At 29.6% G+C, this 13,854-nt stretch carries 13 protein-coding genes; 12 read left to right on the top strand and 1 reads right to left on the bottom strand.

What is annotated here, in order from left to right:
• Positions 1-125: 125 nt before the first annotated feature.
• From QOZ93_RS09990 to QOZ93_RS09935, 11 genes are all read left to right on the top strand, one after another.
• Entirely contained in the window at positions 126-986 is an 861-nt protein-coding gene (locus tag QOZ93_RS09990) for a DUF4351 domain-containing protein (protein WP_307356139.1), read from the top strand.
• Positions 987-1,694: 708 nt separating this feature from the next.
• The gene (rfbC, locus tag QOZ93_RS09985) at positions 1,695-2,267 is read left to right on the top strand and encodes a dTDP-4-dehydrorhamnose 3,5-epimerase (RefSeq protein WP_307356138.1); all 573 of its coding nucleotides are present in this window, start codon (positions 1,695-1,697) and stop codon (positions 2,265-2,267) included.
• A gap of 701 nt (positions 2,268-2,968) precedes the next feature.
• Positions 2,969-3,220, top strand: coding sequence for a recombinase zinc beta ribbon domain-containing protein (locus QOZ93_RS09975; RefSeq protein WP_307356141.1), 252 nt, complete (start codon positions 2,969-2,971; stop codon positions 3,218-3,220).
• Positions 3,221-3,832: 612 nt separating this feature from the next.
• Positions 3,833-4,114, top strand: coding sequence for a CxxCxxCC domain-containing protein (locus QOZ93_RS09970; protein WP_307356137.1), 282 nt, complete (start codon positions 3,833-3,835; stop codon positions 4,112-4,114).
• Entirely contained in the window at positions 4,092-4,496 is a 405-nt protein-coding gene (locus QOZ93_RS09965) for a hypothetical protein (RefSeq protein ID WP_307356136.1), read from the top strand. The genes QOZ93_RS09970 and QOZ93_RS09965 overlap by 23 nt, the downstream gene beginning before the upstream one ends.
• Positions 4,497-4,642: 146 nt before the next feature.
• Positions 4,643-5,962, top strand: a complete 1,320-nt coding sequence (locus QOZ93_RS09960) for a hypothetical protein (RefSeq protein ID WP_307356135.1) — start codon at positions 4,643-4,645, stop codon at positions 5,960-5,962.
• A 12-nt stretch (positions 5,963-5,974) separates the two neighbouring features.
• The gene (locus QOZ93_RS09955; RefSeq protein ID WP_307356134.1) at positions 5,975-7,627 is read left to right on the top strand and encodes a hypothetical protein; all 1,653 of its coding nucleotides are present in this window, start codon (positions 5,975-5,977) and stop codon (positions 7,625-7,627) included.
• Between the two features lie 383 nt (positions 7,628-8,010).
• Positions 8,011-9,240 (top strand): hypothetical protein, encoded by a 1,230-nt coding sequence (locus QOZ93_RS09950; RefSeq protein ID WP_307356133.1) that lies wholly within the window; start codon positions 8,011-8,013, stop codon positions 9,238-9,240.
• 163 nt (positions 9,241-9,403) lie between these two features.
• Complete coding sequence (locus tag QOZ93_RS09945) at positions 9,404-9,727, top strand: type I restriction-modification system subunit M N-terminal domain-containing protein (protein ID WP_307356132.1); 324 nt, start codon at positions 9,404-9,406, stop codon at positions 9,725-9,727.
• Between the two features lie 130 nt (positions 9,728-9,857).
• Positions 9,858-10,328 carry an NUDIX hydrolase gene (locus tag QOZ93_RS09940; RefSeq protein ID WP_307356131.1) on the top strand — a complete coding sequence of 157 codons (471 nt, stop codon included), beginning with the start codon at positions 9,858-9,860 and terminating at the stop codon, positions 10,326-10,328.
• Between the two features lie 207 nt (positions 10,329-10,535).
• Positions 10,536-11,162 (top strand): hypothetical protein, encoded by a 627-nt coding sequence (locus tag QOZ93_RS09935; protein ID WP_307356130.1) that lies wholly within the window; start codon positions 10,536-10,538, stop codon positions 11,160-11,162.
• A 44-nt stretch (positions 11,163-11,206) separates the two neighbouring features.
• Here QOZ93_RS09935 and QOZ93_RS09930 read toward each other — a convergent pair whose 3' ends face one another.
• Positions 11,207-11,899, bottom strand: a complete 693-nt coding sequence (locus tag QOZ93_RS09930; RefSeq protein WP_307356129.1) for a Crp/Fnr family transcriptional regulator — start codon at positions 11,897-11,899, stop codon at positions 11,207-11,209.
• A 104-nt stretch (positions 11,900-12,003) separates the two neighbouring features.
• Here QOZ93_RS09930 and hcp point away from each other — a divergent pair, with 104 nt between their 5' ends.
• On the top strand, positions 12,004-13,707 hold the full coding sequence (gene hcp, locus QOZ93_RS09925; RefSeq protein ID WP_307356128.1) for a hydroxylamine reductase: 1,704 nt from the start codon (positions 12,004-12,006) through the stop codon (positions 13,705-13,707).
• The last annotated feature ends 147 nt before the right edge of the window (positions 13,708-13,854 follow it).

Genomic DNA, 13,854 nt, shown 5'->3' with positions numbered 1-13,854 from the left:
TGGAAGTTAGGATTAATGAGGTTTGGGTATAGAAATATAAACAAAAATAAAATTACTTTTATTTGAACTATTTCTACTAATGAATTAAAATAGAGGTATAATTAAGGAGCTAGGAAGGTGAACTAATGAAGCCTACGAATTATGAAGATTTAATCATGAAAAGAGCTATGGATCTTTTTGCGGAGGAAGGACTAAAATTCTTTGGTATAAACAAAAAAGTTAAGGAACTTGGACCGACAGAGTTAGTAGTTTTAGAAACCAAAAATATGTTTATGGACTATACTTTCCTAATGGAAGATGATACTTTTATACATTTTGAGTTTCAAACAACTAATAAAGGAAAAACAGATTTAAGAAGATTTAGAGCTTATGAAGCACTTCTAAGCCATCAGACTGGAAAAGATGCAGTTACATATGTTGTTTATTCAGGTAACATAAAAAATCCAGGTAATACTTTAGAAACTGGAATAAATGAATATAAAGTTAATTCAATATCTATGGCTAGTAAAGATGGAGATAAAATATATAATAATATTGTAGAAAAAATAAAATCTGGAATTGAGATTACAAAACAAGATATAATATCCTTAACATTCACCCCTATTATGGCTGGAAAGATAGGAATAGCTGATAAAATAATTAATGCTATACACATAGTAAAAGATATAAACAATGATTATAAATATGACGTGGAATCAATACTGTATGCTTTTGCAAATAAATTTTTAAGCGGAAAAGATTTGGAAAAAGTAAAGGAGGAATTGAGAATGACTGAACTAGGTAAAAGTCTAATACAAGAAGGAATTGAAAAAGGTAAAGATGAAGGAAAAGCCGAGCTTTTGATTAAACAGCTAATGAAAAAGTTTAAAAAATTACCTAATGGATATAAGGAAAAAATAAAAGCACTTCCAAAAGAAACAATAGAGTTAATTGCAACAGATATATTTGAATTGAATTCAATAGAAGAGTTAGAACAATATTTCTAGAATAAAATAACTTAATTAATGCAAAGATAGCTTATTATATTTATAGTAGGCTATTTTTTTACCCCAAATTAGTATTGATTCTTTTAAATCTTTTGTATAACTTCTGCCTCTAATAAGTTACCTCCAATTACTTTTTTTATTATATCTAATTTAAAAGCAATTGTCCAAGTATTCTTAGGGGATTAAGAGATAACCTACAACTATAAAATAATTTCATGGTGCAAATAAAATAAAGTTAGTGCTAGCTAATATAACTATTGGATAAACAAATTATACAAAGAAGAAAACTGTGATGATATAAAATGAGCTAAGGTTACTTTAGATCCTAAAAATTATAAAACTATTAACGAAAATCCGATCATATTACATTTTCATGGAGCTAAAATAGAAATGCCCAAAGAAGCTATAGGAGAAGTTTTAGCTGCTATAGCTTCAATCTGTTAAAGAACATAGCTGACAGTGCAGACCATATTTATATAGCCTGCGGATTCACGGATTTTAGAAAGCAAATTAAAAATATAAAAACGATTATTTTTAAGTTAAAAATACAAAAAAACTGTCATGAAAAAAATGAAAAGAGTACATAATATTACAAAATATTCAGTAAAAGTAGTTTATAATAAATATATAAATAATTATAGGATGTTTTGTAATAATATGAAAAAATAATAAAAACACGGAATTTAATTCAATGTATGGAGGTCAAAAATGGGAAAATTCAAGTTTGAAAGATGTTTGGATATAGAAGGACTTTATACGATAGAGCCTAAAATATTTTCAGATGAAAGAGGTTATAATTTAGAGACATACAATTCTAGAGATTTTAAAGAAGCTGGACTTGATATGGAATTTGTTCAAGAAAATCAATCAATGTCTAAAAAAGGAGTTCTTAGAGGATTACATTTTCAAAAAACATATCAGCAAGGAAAACTAGTACGTGTCACAAGTGGTGAAGTTTTTGATGTGGCAGTTGATATTCGTGAAGGATCTAAAACATGTGGTAAATGGTTTGGTGTTATTTTATCAGCTGAAAAGAAAAATATGTTATATGTTCCAGAGGGGTTTGCACATGGTTTCTTAGTCCTTTCTGATACGGCTGAATTTGCTTATAAGTTATCTGACTATTATCATCCAGAAGATGAAAGTGGTATTCCTTGGAATGATAAAACAATAGGGGTTCATTGGCCCATTTCCAAAGGAATGAAAATTATAACATCTGAAAGAGATAGTAATCATTCTGCTTTTAGTAAAGGAATATCATTAAAACCTAAAAGAAAATAAGAATAAAATTCTAATTGAAAATCGTCGTTCAGTAGTTTATGAATAGCAGCAATTTATGTATAAGAATTATATCCACAGTGTTGAGAACCACATAGTCAGCATAATAGTTTAGAAAAGATAGTATGGAAAGCTATGTATCTGCAATGAGACTATAAACTTTTTAGCTTTGTTTTATGTGTGAAGTTTGAGTGAAAATATTAATATCATGGAAATGGTAATAAAGTAAATAACGGAGAATTTCTTCAAGACGAAGGTGAAGGAAGTGTAATTCACTCATATTATGAAGATGATGAGGCAGATAAATACTTTAATAATTTAAAAATTATTTATAAGGAAAAAAGAATAATGAAACAAACATATTCTAGTAAAAAAAATAGATTTTCATTTATTGCATATATAGCTCAAAAATAGTAATGATAGTTTAAATTCATTAATAAATATAAAAATTTTGTGTAAAAAAAGCTGCTAGTTATCATATTCCAGGATATGATTTTGAGGATTTAGCTCAGCAAGGATAGCTTTCTATTATAAAGGATAAATGGTATGAAAGTACTATGATAGGGATATTAAAAAAATAAAAAATATAGAGGAAATGTCATACTGCAAAAAACTTATACAGTAGATTTTCTTACTAAGAAAAGGGCAGAAAACAATGGGGAAGTTCCACAGTATTATGTTGAGGAAAGGCATCCAGCGATTATATACGCAGGAGAATTGTTTGGAGATGCAATAAAAGATATATAGAAAAAGGTAAGAAAGGTTGCGATAACAAACATATAGATGATAAGGTTTTATACCAAGCTTTCATAGATATTTTAAAGAATGTAAAGCCAATAAAAGAATTTGATGTGGATTTATTTTTTATGATAGTAGAGAAGATGACTGTGTTTGATGGAGAGAAGATTATTGTAACTTTGCTTGATGGAACTGAGATTGAGATTGTAATTGAATAGATGAGCTAAAAAAGACACTTGAAGTGATAGGTAGTCACTTTGATTGGCTTGTTTTATCGAAAAATAGAAAATTTTGTAGAATATAATATATTGTAAAATAAGAATGAATTTTGTATACTGATAAGTGGTAGAAGAGTATAATATATGGTAAATTTTGAACCTATTAGGTGCTTATGAGACCGTAAGATTTAACTTGCTATTAATAATTCATTCATAAAATCTCGCAAGAGGAATAAAAAATATAATTAATTTATTTGGCAAAGCATCTGAAAGAGTGTGACCCAAAACTAGAGGGTATACGTTAATATATGGCAGACAGTTACACGTTGAGGAGCATTGCTATTAGTAGCAATGTTTTTTTGTTTTTAAGGTGAATATCATCAACGGATATTTATGAATCAATGATATTTGGAAAAAATGGAATTTTACATCACGACGAGTTAGAACTATATGTTTCAATGAACAGATTGATGGGACAGCAAAATTAGGAAGGGAGTGGAAAATTCCAGTTGATACTGGGAGAATTACTTTTGGCGAATATAAAAATTAGCGTAAAAAAGATTCTGAATGACAGGTTTTGTCCAGTACGATTGGTATTATTAAAAAGAAGATATGTTTAAATGTGATTGTTGTGGTTTATGTTGTATGAATTTAAGAATGTCACCATTGTATAGCGACCTTGATAGAGGTGATGGAGTTTGTCGATACTTTAATTGTAATATCAAGTTATGTTCTATTTATGAGAATAGACCAGAAAAATGCAATGTGGATAAGACATATGAAAGGTATTATAAGGAAACGATGTCGAAGGAACAATATTATAAATTAAATTACGAGGCATGCGAAAGATTAAAGAAAGAGAGGAAAAAAGATGTATCTAGCAATATTGAATAGTGAAGAAAAAGAATTATTTTTATCATTAGCCCATGGATTAGCTTTGGCAGAGGGAGATTTTGGTGATGAGGAAAAAGCAACAATAGAAGGCTACTGTCGAGAAATGAATATATCACCAATAAAGAAAGAAAATATTAAATCTTTGGAGGAGACAATAAAAAGCCTTGGTGAAATATCAGATGAGAGAATAAAGAAGATTATTATTTTTGAGGCTATTGGATTAGCTATGGCGGATAATAATTACGATGATAATGAAAGAAAAATAGTGGTAAATATGGAAAAAGTATTTAAATTGAATAAAGGATTTGCCAATGACTGTGAGATGATTTTGAATGAATATATTTCGTTCCAGAATAGAATAAATTACCTTATCCTTGATTAGTTGGAGGTTGAGCTATGTTTAAGTTTTTAAAAAGGAAAAAGAGTGATTCAACAGAGATTATTGAAACTGATGAAGAACGTAGAAAACAGGAAAATGTGTTTGCGAATATTGGTGCAGGTTATGCTGCAACGCAAACAGCCCAAACTATGACACAACAAGCAGCCGAAACATTTGCAAAACCAGATACATATATGGGCAATAGAACCTTATATGATAGTGGTGCAGCAAAGATTAATGCAAAAAGAACCCTGTTTAAAAGCGGTGGAGAAGTAATAGATCCTTATACAGGGGACAAATTAGTATTAACAAAAAAAGAAGCAAAAAAACTATATAGAGATGAATGGACAAAGCATCTTGCAGAAAGTGACCATGTAAAACCACTGGAACAGATATACAAGGACACAAAAGGTAATGCTTGGAATACGATGGATGATATTAAATCAGCGGCGAGTAGTGATGATAATATTAGAGTTGCATCAAGAAAATTTAATAATTCAAAGAGAAGTCGTACAAATAAGGATTATGTTGGGGATGAAGAGTATCTTAGAAGTAAAGGTGTAGAGGTAACCGAAGAAGGAAGAAAACAGGCTATTCAAGATGGAGAATTGGCTGAGCAATCAATAAATAATCAGTTGAGGAGTTCGGCGGTTAAAAATCTTGTGAAAACAGGACACGAAGCAGGCAAAGTTAGTGCACAAAATTCAGGAGTTACTGCATTGACAATGGGTGGTATCATGAATATTGTTTCGGTAGTAAAAGGAGAAAAGAGTGGAGAAGAAGGGATAACTGATACAATAAAAGACGGTGGAAAAGCAGCAGTAACCGGATATGCAATGGGTAGTGGATTAACAGTTGTGTCTCATTTGTTATCTAATTCTTCTTCCCAATTTGTTCAGAGCCTCGCAAAATCAAATGTTCCAGGAAAAGTTATCACTGCTGTTATAGCGACTGGTGATAATTTAAAAAGGTGGGGTGAAGGTGAAATAACAACCCAGCAATGTTTACTGGAACTTGGAGATAAGGGACTAAATATGGCTACAATGGGATATTCAATGGCTCTTGGACAAGCATTAATTCCAATTCCTATTGTTGGTGGCGCGGTAGGTGCATTAGTAGGATCTATGCTAACAAGTACATATTATAATAATCTTATTAATACACTTCAGACACGAGAATTAGAACATCAAGAAAGAATGCGTATTATTGATGAATGTCGTGTTGCAGCGGAACAGACCAAAGCATTTAGAGCAGAACTTGAATCATATTTGGACTTGTATTTTAAGGAATATAGAGAATGTTTTGATACAGCATTATCAACCATGAGATTTGCATATCAGTCTGGAGATGCAGAGGAAATGATTGCGAGTGCAAATCAGATTACAAGAAAATTGGGTGGTCAGGTGAATTATGAGACAATTGAGGAATTTAAAAGTTTTCTAAAGGACGATTCAATTGATATTTTATAGGAGGAATGTGTTATGCCAATACCATTTTTATTAGCAGGTTTAGGAATTGCTGCTGGTGTTTTAGGAGCTGGAGGACACTTAAGCGCAAAAGAAACAAATGAAAAAGCACAGAGAGTATCACAAGATGCTCAAGATTTGTATAATAATGCTAAATATTCTCTTGAACAAGCTCAAAATAAAACAGAAAAAGCTCTGTTAAAATTAGGATATGCAAAAAAGAATACGCTTGATACATCAATGACACAGTTCTTAAATTCATATGATAAAGTAAAACATATTCAAGTTACAGAATCGATTGGAATTAATGAAATTTCCAATTTTACTATTGATCAACAGGATGCTATTGAATTAAAAAAAATGACAGATATATATTCATCTGCAATAAAGAGTGGAGCGACTGGAACAGCTGCCGGGGCAGTGGTAGCTTTAGCTGCGAGTGGTTCACTTACAGTTGTGACAGGTGGATTAACGACGGCCGGAAGTGCATTGTTAGCAGGTGAGGTTAGTGCTGCGGCTGGTATTGCTGGTTCTGCGTTATCGTTTGGAGCAGCGATGACTCCTTTGGCAGCGGTTGCTGCACCAGTTATTTTGTTTACAGGTATTTCTGCAAGTATGAAAGCTGATGAGAATTTAGAAAAGGCAAATACGATGTATGCTCAGGCTGAGGTAGCTTCAGAGAAAATGAAAGTATCTGAGACATTATGTGGAGCAATAACGGACAGATCAGAGATGTTTAATAGCTTACTTGCTGATCTTAATGGTATGTTTTCAGAATGTTCCGGTTTATTAGCGGGTGTAATCAAGAAAAAACAAGGAACTATTTTTAAGAAAAAATTGACATCTGAAGATTTTACAGAAGAAGATTTGAAATTAATTGCAGTAACAAGGGCACTTGCAGGAGCAGTTAAGTCTGTTATTGATACGCCTATTTTGTCTAAGGACGGAAATGTTGCATATAAATCAGAAGAGGTTTATGACCAAACGATAGAGAAGTTGCCTGATTTCAGTCAAGCAGTTGAAGAAGTTAAACAAATTGATTATGATGTAAAACCTGTCGAAACAAAGGTTAGGAAAAACAATACAGCACCAAAGGCAAAAGGTACTGTTGGAACTAATGTAGCAAGTGGTGTTAGAAGAGTTTTTGCAATTGTTTTAGGTTTTTTTCTTGCGACTGCGTTTGCAAAAGATATTGCGCTACATATTACATTAGGAGCTGATAAATTTTTATTTTTGGATTCGTTTATAGCAAATAAAATTGCTGTATGGATATTTATTTTTACATCAGTAGCTTTTTTAATTGGTAAGTTTCAAAAGAGTAAATTTAGAAAATGGTGGGAATACGGAAGTGCATTGGGTATATTTGTATTCTACGTACAATATTGCAGAACAGTAGAAATGATGAATCATTATATTATTTTCTGTATCATTGTTTTTGTTGTCTCTTCTGTAATATATGGATTTGTAGAAGGGAAAAAAGATACATGGTCAACGGCATACTTTATTTTATATTTAAGCTTTTGTGTAATGGCGTTTCAATTTTTGTTTCTTATTTATGCTTTTTTTAGCAAGTTTATTGGTTTTTCAGAGGGATTTTGCTTAGTTGTCACTTCAATATTTATGTTGTTGGTTTCATTAGGATTTATGAATGGGTCATTAGATAATTAGGCAAACTTGAACATAGTAAATATGGCTCATCTAATGAAGTTTAAAAGAGGCATATGAGTACAAACTTTACTCAATATAAACACCACATTTAGAAACTGTGGTTAGTCTTAAAAGGAAATATAAATAGGCGTATTGGTATAGCTAAGGTTAGAAAATTGTAAAAATGATATACGTTTCTTGATATGGGGTTAGGAAACATGGAAAAAGAAAATATAGTTAACTTACACAATTAATTAAAATGAAACTTAAAAAGTGGTAAAAGAAATAGCATTTATTCAGGTAAGTGCTATTTCTTTTGTTTAAATACAAGGGCATTGTTACCAGGAAATATATGTAATATAATGGGTGTGTAGTATACAAAAATAAAGAATAAGGTGATAGTAATGATAGAAATATATACTGATTCGAATTCATGGAATTTTAAAAGGTTTGTTAATATTATCTTGGGAGATGTAATTGAAGACTTTATTGAGATAGGTGGAAATTTAGATTATGAGGAAATATATGCAACAGTATTTCCTTGGCATATGAGAGATGAAAAAGATAAATGTATAGAAGTATTAAATACGCTATCTTATTATTGGAAAGATGATATGATTCATAAGTTATCTCCTTTATACGAGAGAGTATTATATGAAATAATTGATTTTATTATTGATAGTACTAACGATGGATTTGACTTAACATATACAGTTAAAACACATAAAAAGCAATATAAAGAATTATATAACAGTTTAGGTGAAGAAGAAAGATTACTAATCAATAAAATTAAATCTCCAGGTATTTTTATTGATTTGTGTTTTGAAGATTTTGATTTCAAGGAAGCTTCGGTTAATAATATTTTAAAACTATTACACGATGATGTAAATAACTATACTGATTTAACAAGAAACTTTTTACATATGGGTATTGAAGAAATTGATGAATATATGCCATTAATGCCACCAGATAAAAAAGAGGAGTACGAAAAATTAAAAAGTAGGTTGTCTGAAAAACATAGTATATTACCATTACATAATAATGAAGAGCTTGTAGTAAAAGAAATATATAATGCGATCAAAATGATTGAGAACAATCCTCGAAAGTTAAAGAAAATGTCTGAAACACAATTAAGTGATGATATTAGAAATATTATACAAGCTTCTTTAAGAAGAGAAAATATAGTAGTAGCAAGAGAAATGCCTAGTGGTTTTGCTAAGAAAAGTATAGGAGAATTAGATTTTTGTATTTATACATATATAGACAATGTTTATAATGTTCTTGGTATTGGGGAAAATAAAAAATGGGCAACGTTTAAAGAACAATTAGAACAATTATTAGGGTATATGAAGTGTGATACAAAGCTTGGATTTATTATACTTTTCAATAAGAAAGTAAACTTAGATACATTAATTAAAAAGAGAAATAAAATATTAAGAGAGTTTTTTGTTGAAAAAGATAATAAAAAATATTTTGAAGTTATAGGCAATATTATGGAATTAAAAGAAATGAAAAATGTAGCTTTAACGTTACATAAAAATCCAGAAGATAATACAGATTTTAAAATTTATCATTTCATTGTAAATGCAAAGTTGGATGAACGTGAAGAAGCGGCTAAGCAAGCAAGAAAATAAATATTATAAGAATAGTTACGATGAGGATGATAGATACAAATAAAATTTTTAGGAAAAATTTCAATAAATCCATACTAATAATTTAAACTGCATTATGAAAAATATGTATAGATCATGCTATAATTAAATCTAATAAATGACAAACATCAGGAGAGATGCATAAATGAGTATAGGTTTTAATATAAATGAAAAAGCCAATTTGATTTGGGCTATAGCAGATAAATTAACAGGAGTATATAAGCCACATGAATATGGTGAGGTAATATTACCATTAACAGTAATAAGAAGATTTGATTGTGTATTAGCAGATACAAAAGAAGCTGTTTTGAAGAAGAATGAACAAGTAGGAAACTTACCAATGAAAGATGTTTTCTTATGTAAAGAAGCAGGGTATGATTTTTATAATATTAGCAAATTTGATTTTCAAAAATTATTAAGTGACTCTGATGGCATAGAAGATAATTTCAGAGTTTATATATTTAAATAAACGGGTATTTATAGTTTTTGTACTTAATAAATTTAGACGAAGTATTTTAGAAAATATATTTATAAATATTCAAAAGAATACTAACATTAAATCCGGATTAATTTAGAGTTTAAATACTAGGGAGAAGAAAATGATAGTAATAAAAGAAGATGGTATAAGATTTAACTATAGAAATGTAGGAATTGCAATTAAAGATAATAAAGTTTTATTACACAAACCTGAAGAATATGAGTTTTGGGCACTTCCTGAGGGAAGGTGTGAACTCTTAGAGACATCTATAGAAACAATAAAAAGAGAATTCTTAGAAGAATTAGGTGAAGAGATAACCGTTGAAAAATTAGTTTGGGTTGTAGAGAATTTTTTTGAAATTAAAAATGAAAAATATCATGAAATATCAATGTATTATATGATAAAGTTCTGTGATGAATCTGAGATTTACAAACATAAAGAGATAAAAGGAATTGAGGATGATAAAAAGTTGATATTTAAATGGTTTGATATTAATGAGTTAGAAAAACAACCTATACAACCTACATTTATAAAAGATGAATTAAAATGTATTTCAGATAACATAAAACATATCATTCATAAAGAGATATAAGTTTTGTAATAAATACTTAAATAAAATGATTTAATAAAAGGACAAACTACTTTAGATAAGAAGTGGTTTGTCCTTTTATTGTTATGTATTTTGTATCTATGGATACGGAATATAAATAAAGATAAGGTTATAATTAAATATAAGAAGTTAGAGTTGAAAAAATTATTAAGGCATTAAATAATTCTATAGAATAAGGAGAAAAATTTGATGAGTGCATTTTTAGGGAAAATTCATTATTGGTTATATAATAAAATTCAATTACATGAAAAGTTTATAGAAGACATTATTAATTTAGCGAAAAGTAATGGGTATAATAGTGAAACTTTATTAAATGAAAGCTATTCATTATATGGATTACCAGTAAGGGGTCAATTGGAAAATGAAATAGAGCATTCCAATATTCATGGCTGGCTTCAGGAAAGAATAATAAGTGTAGAAAGTCGTTTAGCTTATGTTATAACTGTACTGTTAAAGAATAATGTTGTTAAGAAAGAGGAATTGGATAAGAGTTTTTATGAAAATGGATCAAGTATAATGAAAGAGCTAAAAATAAATGAATGTTTACCACAGGAATTTTTTAAGTTAATTTATGATTATATGTTAGAAGGAATGCCATGTGATAGGGTGAATGAGGTAATTGAAAACAGTGAAACTATAATCGCATGGAAGACTACAAGAGACATACATAAAGAATATTGGAATAGAGTAGGTGGAGATGTTGAAATCTATCATTATTTAAAAGATTCATGGATCCAGGGATTTTTAAGTGAAAGCAGTACAGAATATAAATATAGTAGAAAAGAAAATGGTATAAATAAAATAGAAAAAATATAGATTGTTGTAGCAGAAATAAATAAAAGAGGCTTAGCCTCTTTTATTTATTTGCAATAACTTTTCAATGCTTCCATATCTTTTATTCTGAATGTGGATAAGTGAAAATCAATTATACCTTCATCTCTCATCCCACTCATTTCTCGTGACATAGATGGTCTAGATACATTTAGAAAATCAGCAAGTTCATTGCGATTTAAAGGTAAAATTATATTATTACTTGGATTATTCTCATACTGTTCTAATAGGTATGTAGCAATTTTTCCACGGATACTTTTTATTGAAAGATAATCAACTTTTTTATTTAATATTAATGCTTTATCAGATATTATTTTAATAAAATTTTGTAGTAGAGCATTATGCCATGGACACATCTTTCCGCATCTAGCTATAAGGTCAGAGTTTGTAAGAAACAAAACCTTACAGGAATTCTGTACCATAACTGTTACAGGCCAAATTTTACGGCTTGAGAATACCAACATTTCTCCAAATAAATCTCCTTTTTTTATGACAGAAATAATAACTCTATTTCCTTCTGAATTTTCTTTAAGAATTGTGACCTCACCTTCTAATACTATACCGAATTTATTAATTTCCTCTCCAGAGTTTACGATACATTCATTTTTACCGAAACTATGTATTTTAGGGGTTAAGCATTGTAACATAGAAATAATGTCTTCTTCTTTTATTCCGTGAAATAGCGGAGAATTTTTGATTATTTTAATATATGATTCTATCATTTAATCACTATCCTTTTTGTATCTACAGATACCGAATTCTCTTAATAGATATAATATAATAATCACATACAAATAACAAGTAATTATTTTAGGAGGATAAATTTATGGCAAATATGTTTTGTTTTCAATGTCAAGAAGCTGCATGTGGAAAGGGCTGTACTGTAAATGGGGTATGTGGTAAAACTGCAGATGTAGCAAAAGCACAAGATTTATTAGTATATGTAACTAAAGGATTAGCGGTGGTAAGTAATGAGGGAAGACAAGTTGGATTAATTGATAATAATGTAGATAAATATATAACTGAAAATTTATTTTCTACAATTACTAATGCCAATTTTAATAGAGAAGCCCTTTTAGATAGAGTAAAAGAAACATTAAAATTAAGAGAAGAATTAAAAACTAAAGTTTTAAGACTTGGTGGAAAAATAGGAGAGTCTAAAGAAAATAGTAACTTTTTCAAAAAATTATTTGGAATGCAATCAAATGAAGTGGTAATACCTGAAGCTGCAGTTTGGACAGCAAATAGCATAGATGAATTTAATAAAAAAGCTGAAAGTGTTGGAGTACTTGCTACAGAGAATGAAGATATAAGAAGTTTAAGAGAACTTATAATTTACGGATTAAAAGGTTTATCAGCATATATGAAGCATGCTATGAATTTAGGATATAATGATGAAGAGGTTCATGGATTTATGGCTAAAGCTTTAGCAGCTACATTAGATGATTCCTTATCTGCGGATAACTTAGTGGCACTTGCTTTAGAATCAGGTAAATATGGGGTTACTGCAATGGCTTTACTTGATAGAGCAAATACAGAAACTTATGGAAATCCTGAAATTACAAAGGTTAATATTGGAGTTAGAAATAACCCTGGAATATTAATTTCTGGTCATGACTTAAAAGATCTTCAAATGTTATTAGAACAAACAGAAGGAACAGGAATAGATGTCTATACTCATAGTGAAATGCTTGCAGGCCAATATTATCCAGCTTTCAAGAAGTATTCTCATTTTGCAGGTAACTATGGAAATGCATGGTGGAAACAAGGAGAAGAGTTTGAAAAATTTAATGGAGTAATTTTAATGACTACTAATTGTGTGATTCCTCCAAGAAATTCATATAAAGATAGATTATTTACTACAGGGGCAACAGGTGTGCCAGGCTGTAAACACATTGAAGTAGATGAAAATGGAAATAAGGATTTCACAGAATTAATTGAAATGGCTAAAAAATGTCAAGCACCAACTGAAATTGAAAAAGGAGAAATTATAGGAGGATTTGCTCATAATCAAGTATTAGCTCTTGCTGATAAAGTTGTAGATGCAGTTAAAACCGGTGCTATAAAGAGATTCTTTGTAATGGCTGGTTGTGATGGTAGAGCTAAATCAAGAAATTACTATACTGAATTTGCAGAAAAGCTTCCAAAGGATACAGTTATATTAACTGCTGGATGTGCAAAATATAAGTATAATAAGTTAAATCTTGGGGATATTGGTGGTATTCCAAGAGTACTTGATGCAGGACAATGTAATGATTCATATTCATTGGTTGTTATTGCATTAAAACTTCAAGAAGTGTTTGGACTAGATGATGTAAACAAACTTCCTATATCATATAACATATCATGGTATGAGCAAAAGGCTGTAATAGTATTATGGTCACTATTACACCTTGGGGTTAAGAACATTCACCTAGGACCAACTCTTCCAGCATTCCTTTCTGCGAATGTAGCAAAAGTATTAGTAGATAACTTCGGAATAGCAGGAATTGGAACAGTAGATGAAGATATAAAAATGTTTTTAGGATAAAGATATTTATTAAGGAACTAAGCATATATTTAGTTCCTTAAAATATTGTAGTAAAGGAAGATTCATAGTTTATTTACATTTTGAAAAATAAATTTTAAAAAGATGTTCTTTAAACATAACACAGTAAAAAACTAGGTTTCTTAAGGT

Source organism: Hathewaya limosa (genome assembly GCF_030815255.1).
Lineage (GTDB): Bacteria > Bacillota > Clostridia > Clostridiales > Clostridiaceae > Hathewaya > Hathewaya limosa.
This window is presented reverse-complemented; position numbering and strand designations above follow the sequence as displayed.

Excerpts from the sequence above, each read along its gene's own strand:
- QOZ93_RS09965 (WP_307356136.1), top strand. The coding sequence starts at position 4,092 with ATGTATCTAGCAATATTGAATAGTGAAGAAAAAGAATTATTTTTATCA.
- QOZ93_RS09955 (WP_307356134.1), top strand. The coding sequence starts at position 5,975 with ATGCCAATACCATTTTTATTAGCAGGTTTAGGAATTGCTGCTGGTGTT.
- QOZ93_RS09990 (WP_307356139.1), top strand. The coding sequence starts at position 126 with ATGAAGCCTACGAATTATGAAGATTTAATCATGAAAAGAGCTATGGAT.
- QOZ93_RS09970 (WP_307356137.1), top strand. The coding sequence starts at position 3,833 with ATGTTTAAATGTGATTGTTGTGGTTTATGTTGTATGAATTTAAGAATG.
- QOZ93_RS09950 (WP_307356133.1), top strand. The coding sequence starts at position 8,011 with ATGATAGAAATATATACTGATTCGAATTCATGGAATTTTAAAAGGTTT.
- rfbC (WP_307356138.1), top strand. The coding sequence starts at position 1,695 with ATGGGAAAATTCAAGTTTGAAAGATGTTTGGATATAGAAGGACTTTAT.
- QOZ93_RS09945 (WP_307356132.1), top strand. The coding sequence starts at position 9,404 with ATGAGTATAGGTTTTAATATAAATGAAAAAGCCAATTTGATTTGGGCT.
- QOZ93_RS09960 (WP_307356135.1), top strand. The coding sequence starts at position 4,643 with ATGACACAACAAGCAGCCGAAACATTTGCAAAACCAGATACATATATG.
- QOZ93_RS09940 (WP_307356131.1), top strand. The coding sequence starts at position 9,858 with ATGATAGTAATAAAAGAAGATGGTATAAGATTTAACTATAGAAATGTA.
- hcp (WP_307356128.1), top strand. The coding sequence starts at position 12,004 with ATGGCAAATATGTTTTGTTTTCAATGTCAAGAAGCTGCATGTGGAAAG.
- QOZ93_RS09930 (WP_307356129.1), bottom strand. The coding sequence starts at position 11,899 with ATGATAGAATCATATATTAAAATAATCAAAAATTCTCCGCTATTTCAC.
- QOZ93_RS09935 (WP_307356130.1), top strand. The coding sequence starts at position 10,536 with ATGAGTGCATTTTTAGGGAAAATTCATTATTGGTTATATAATAAAATT.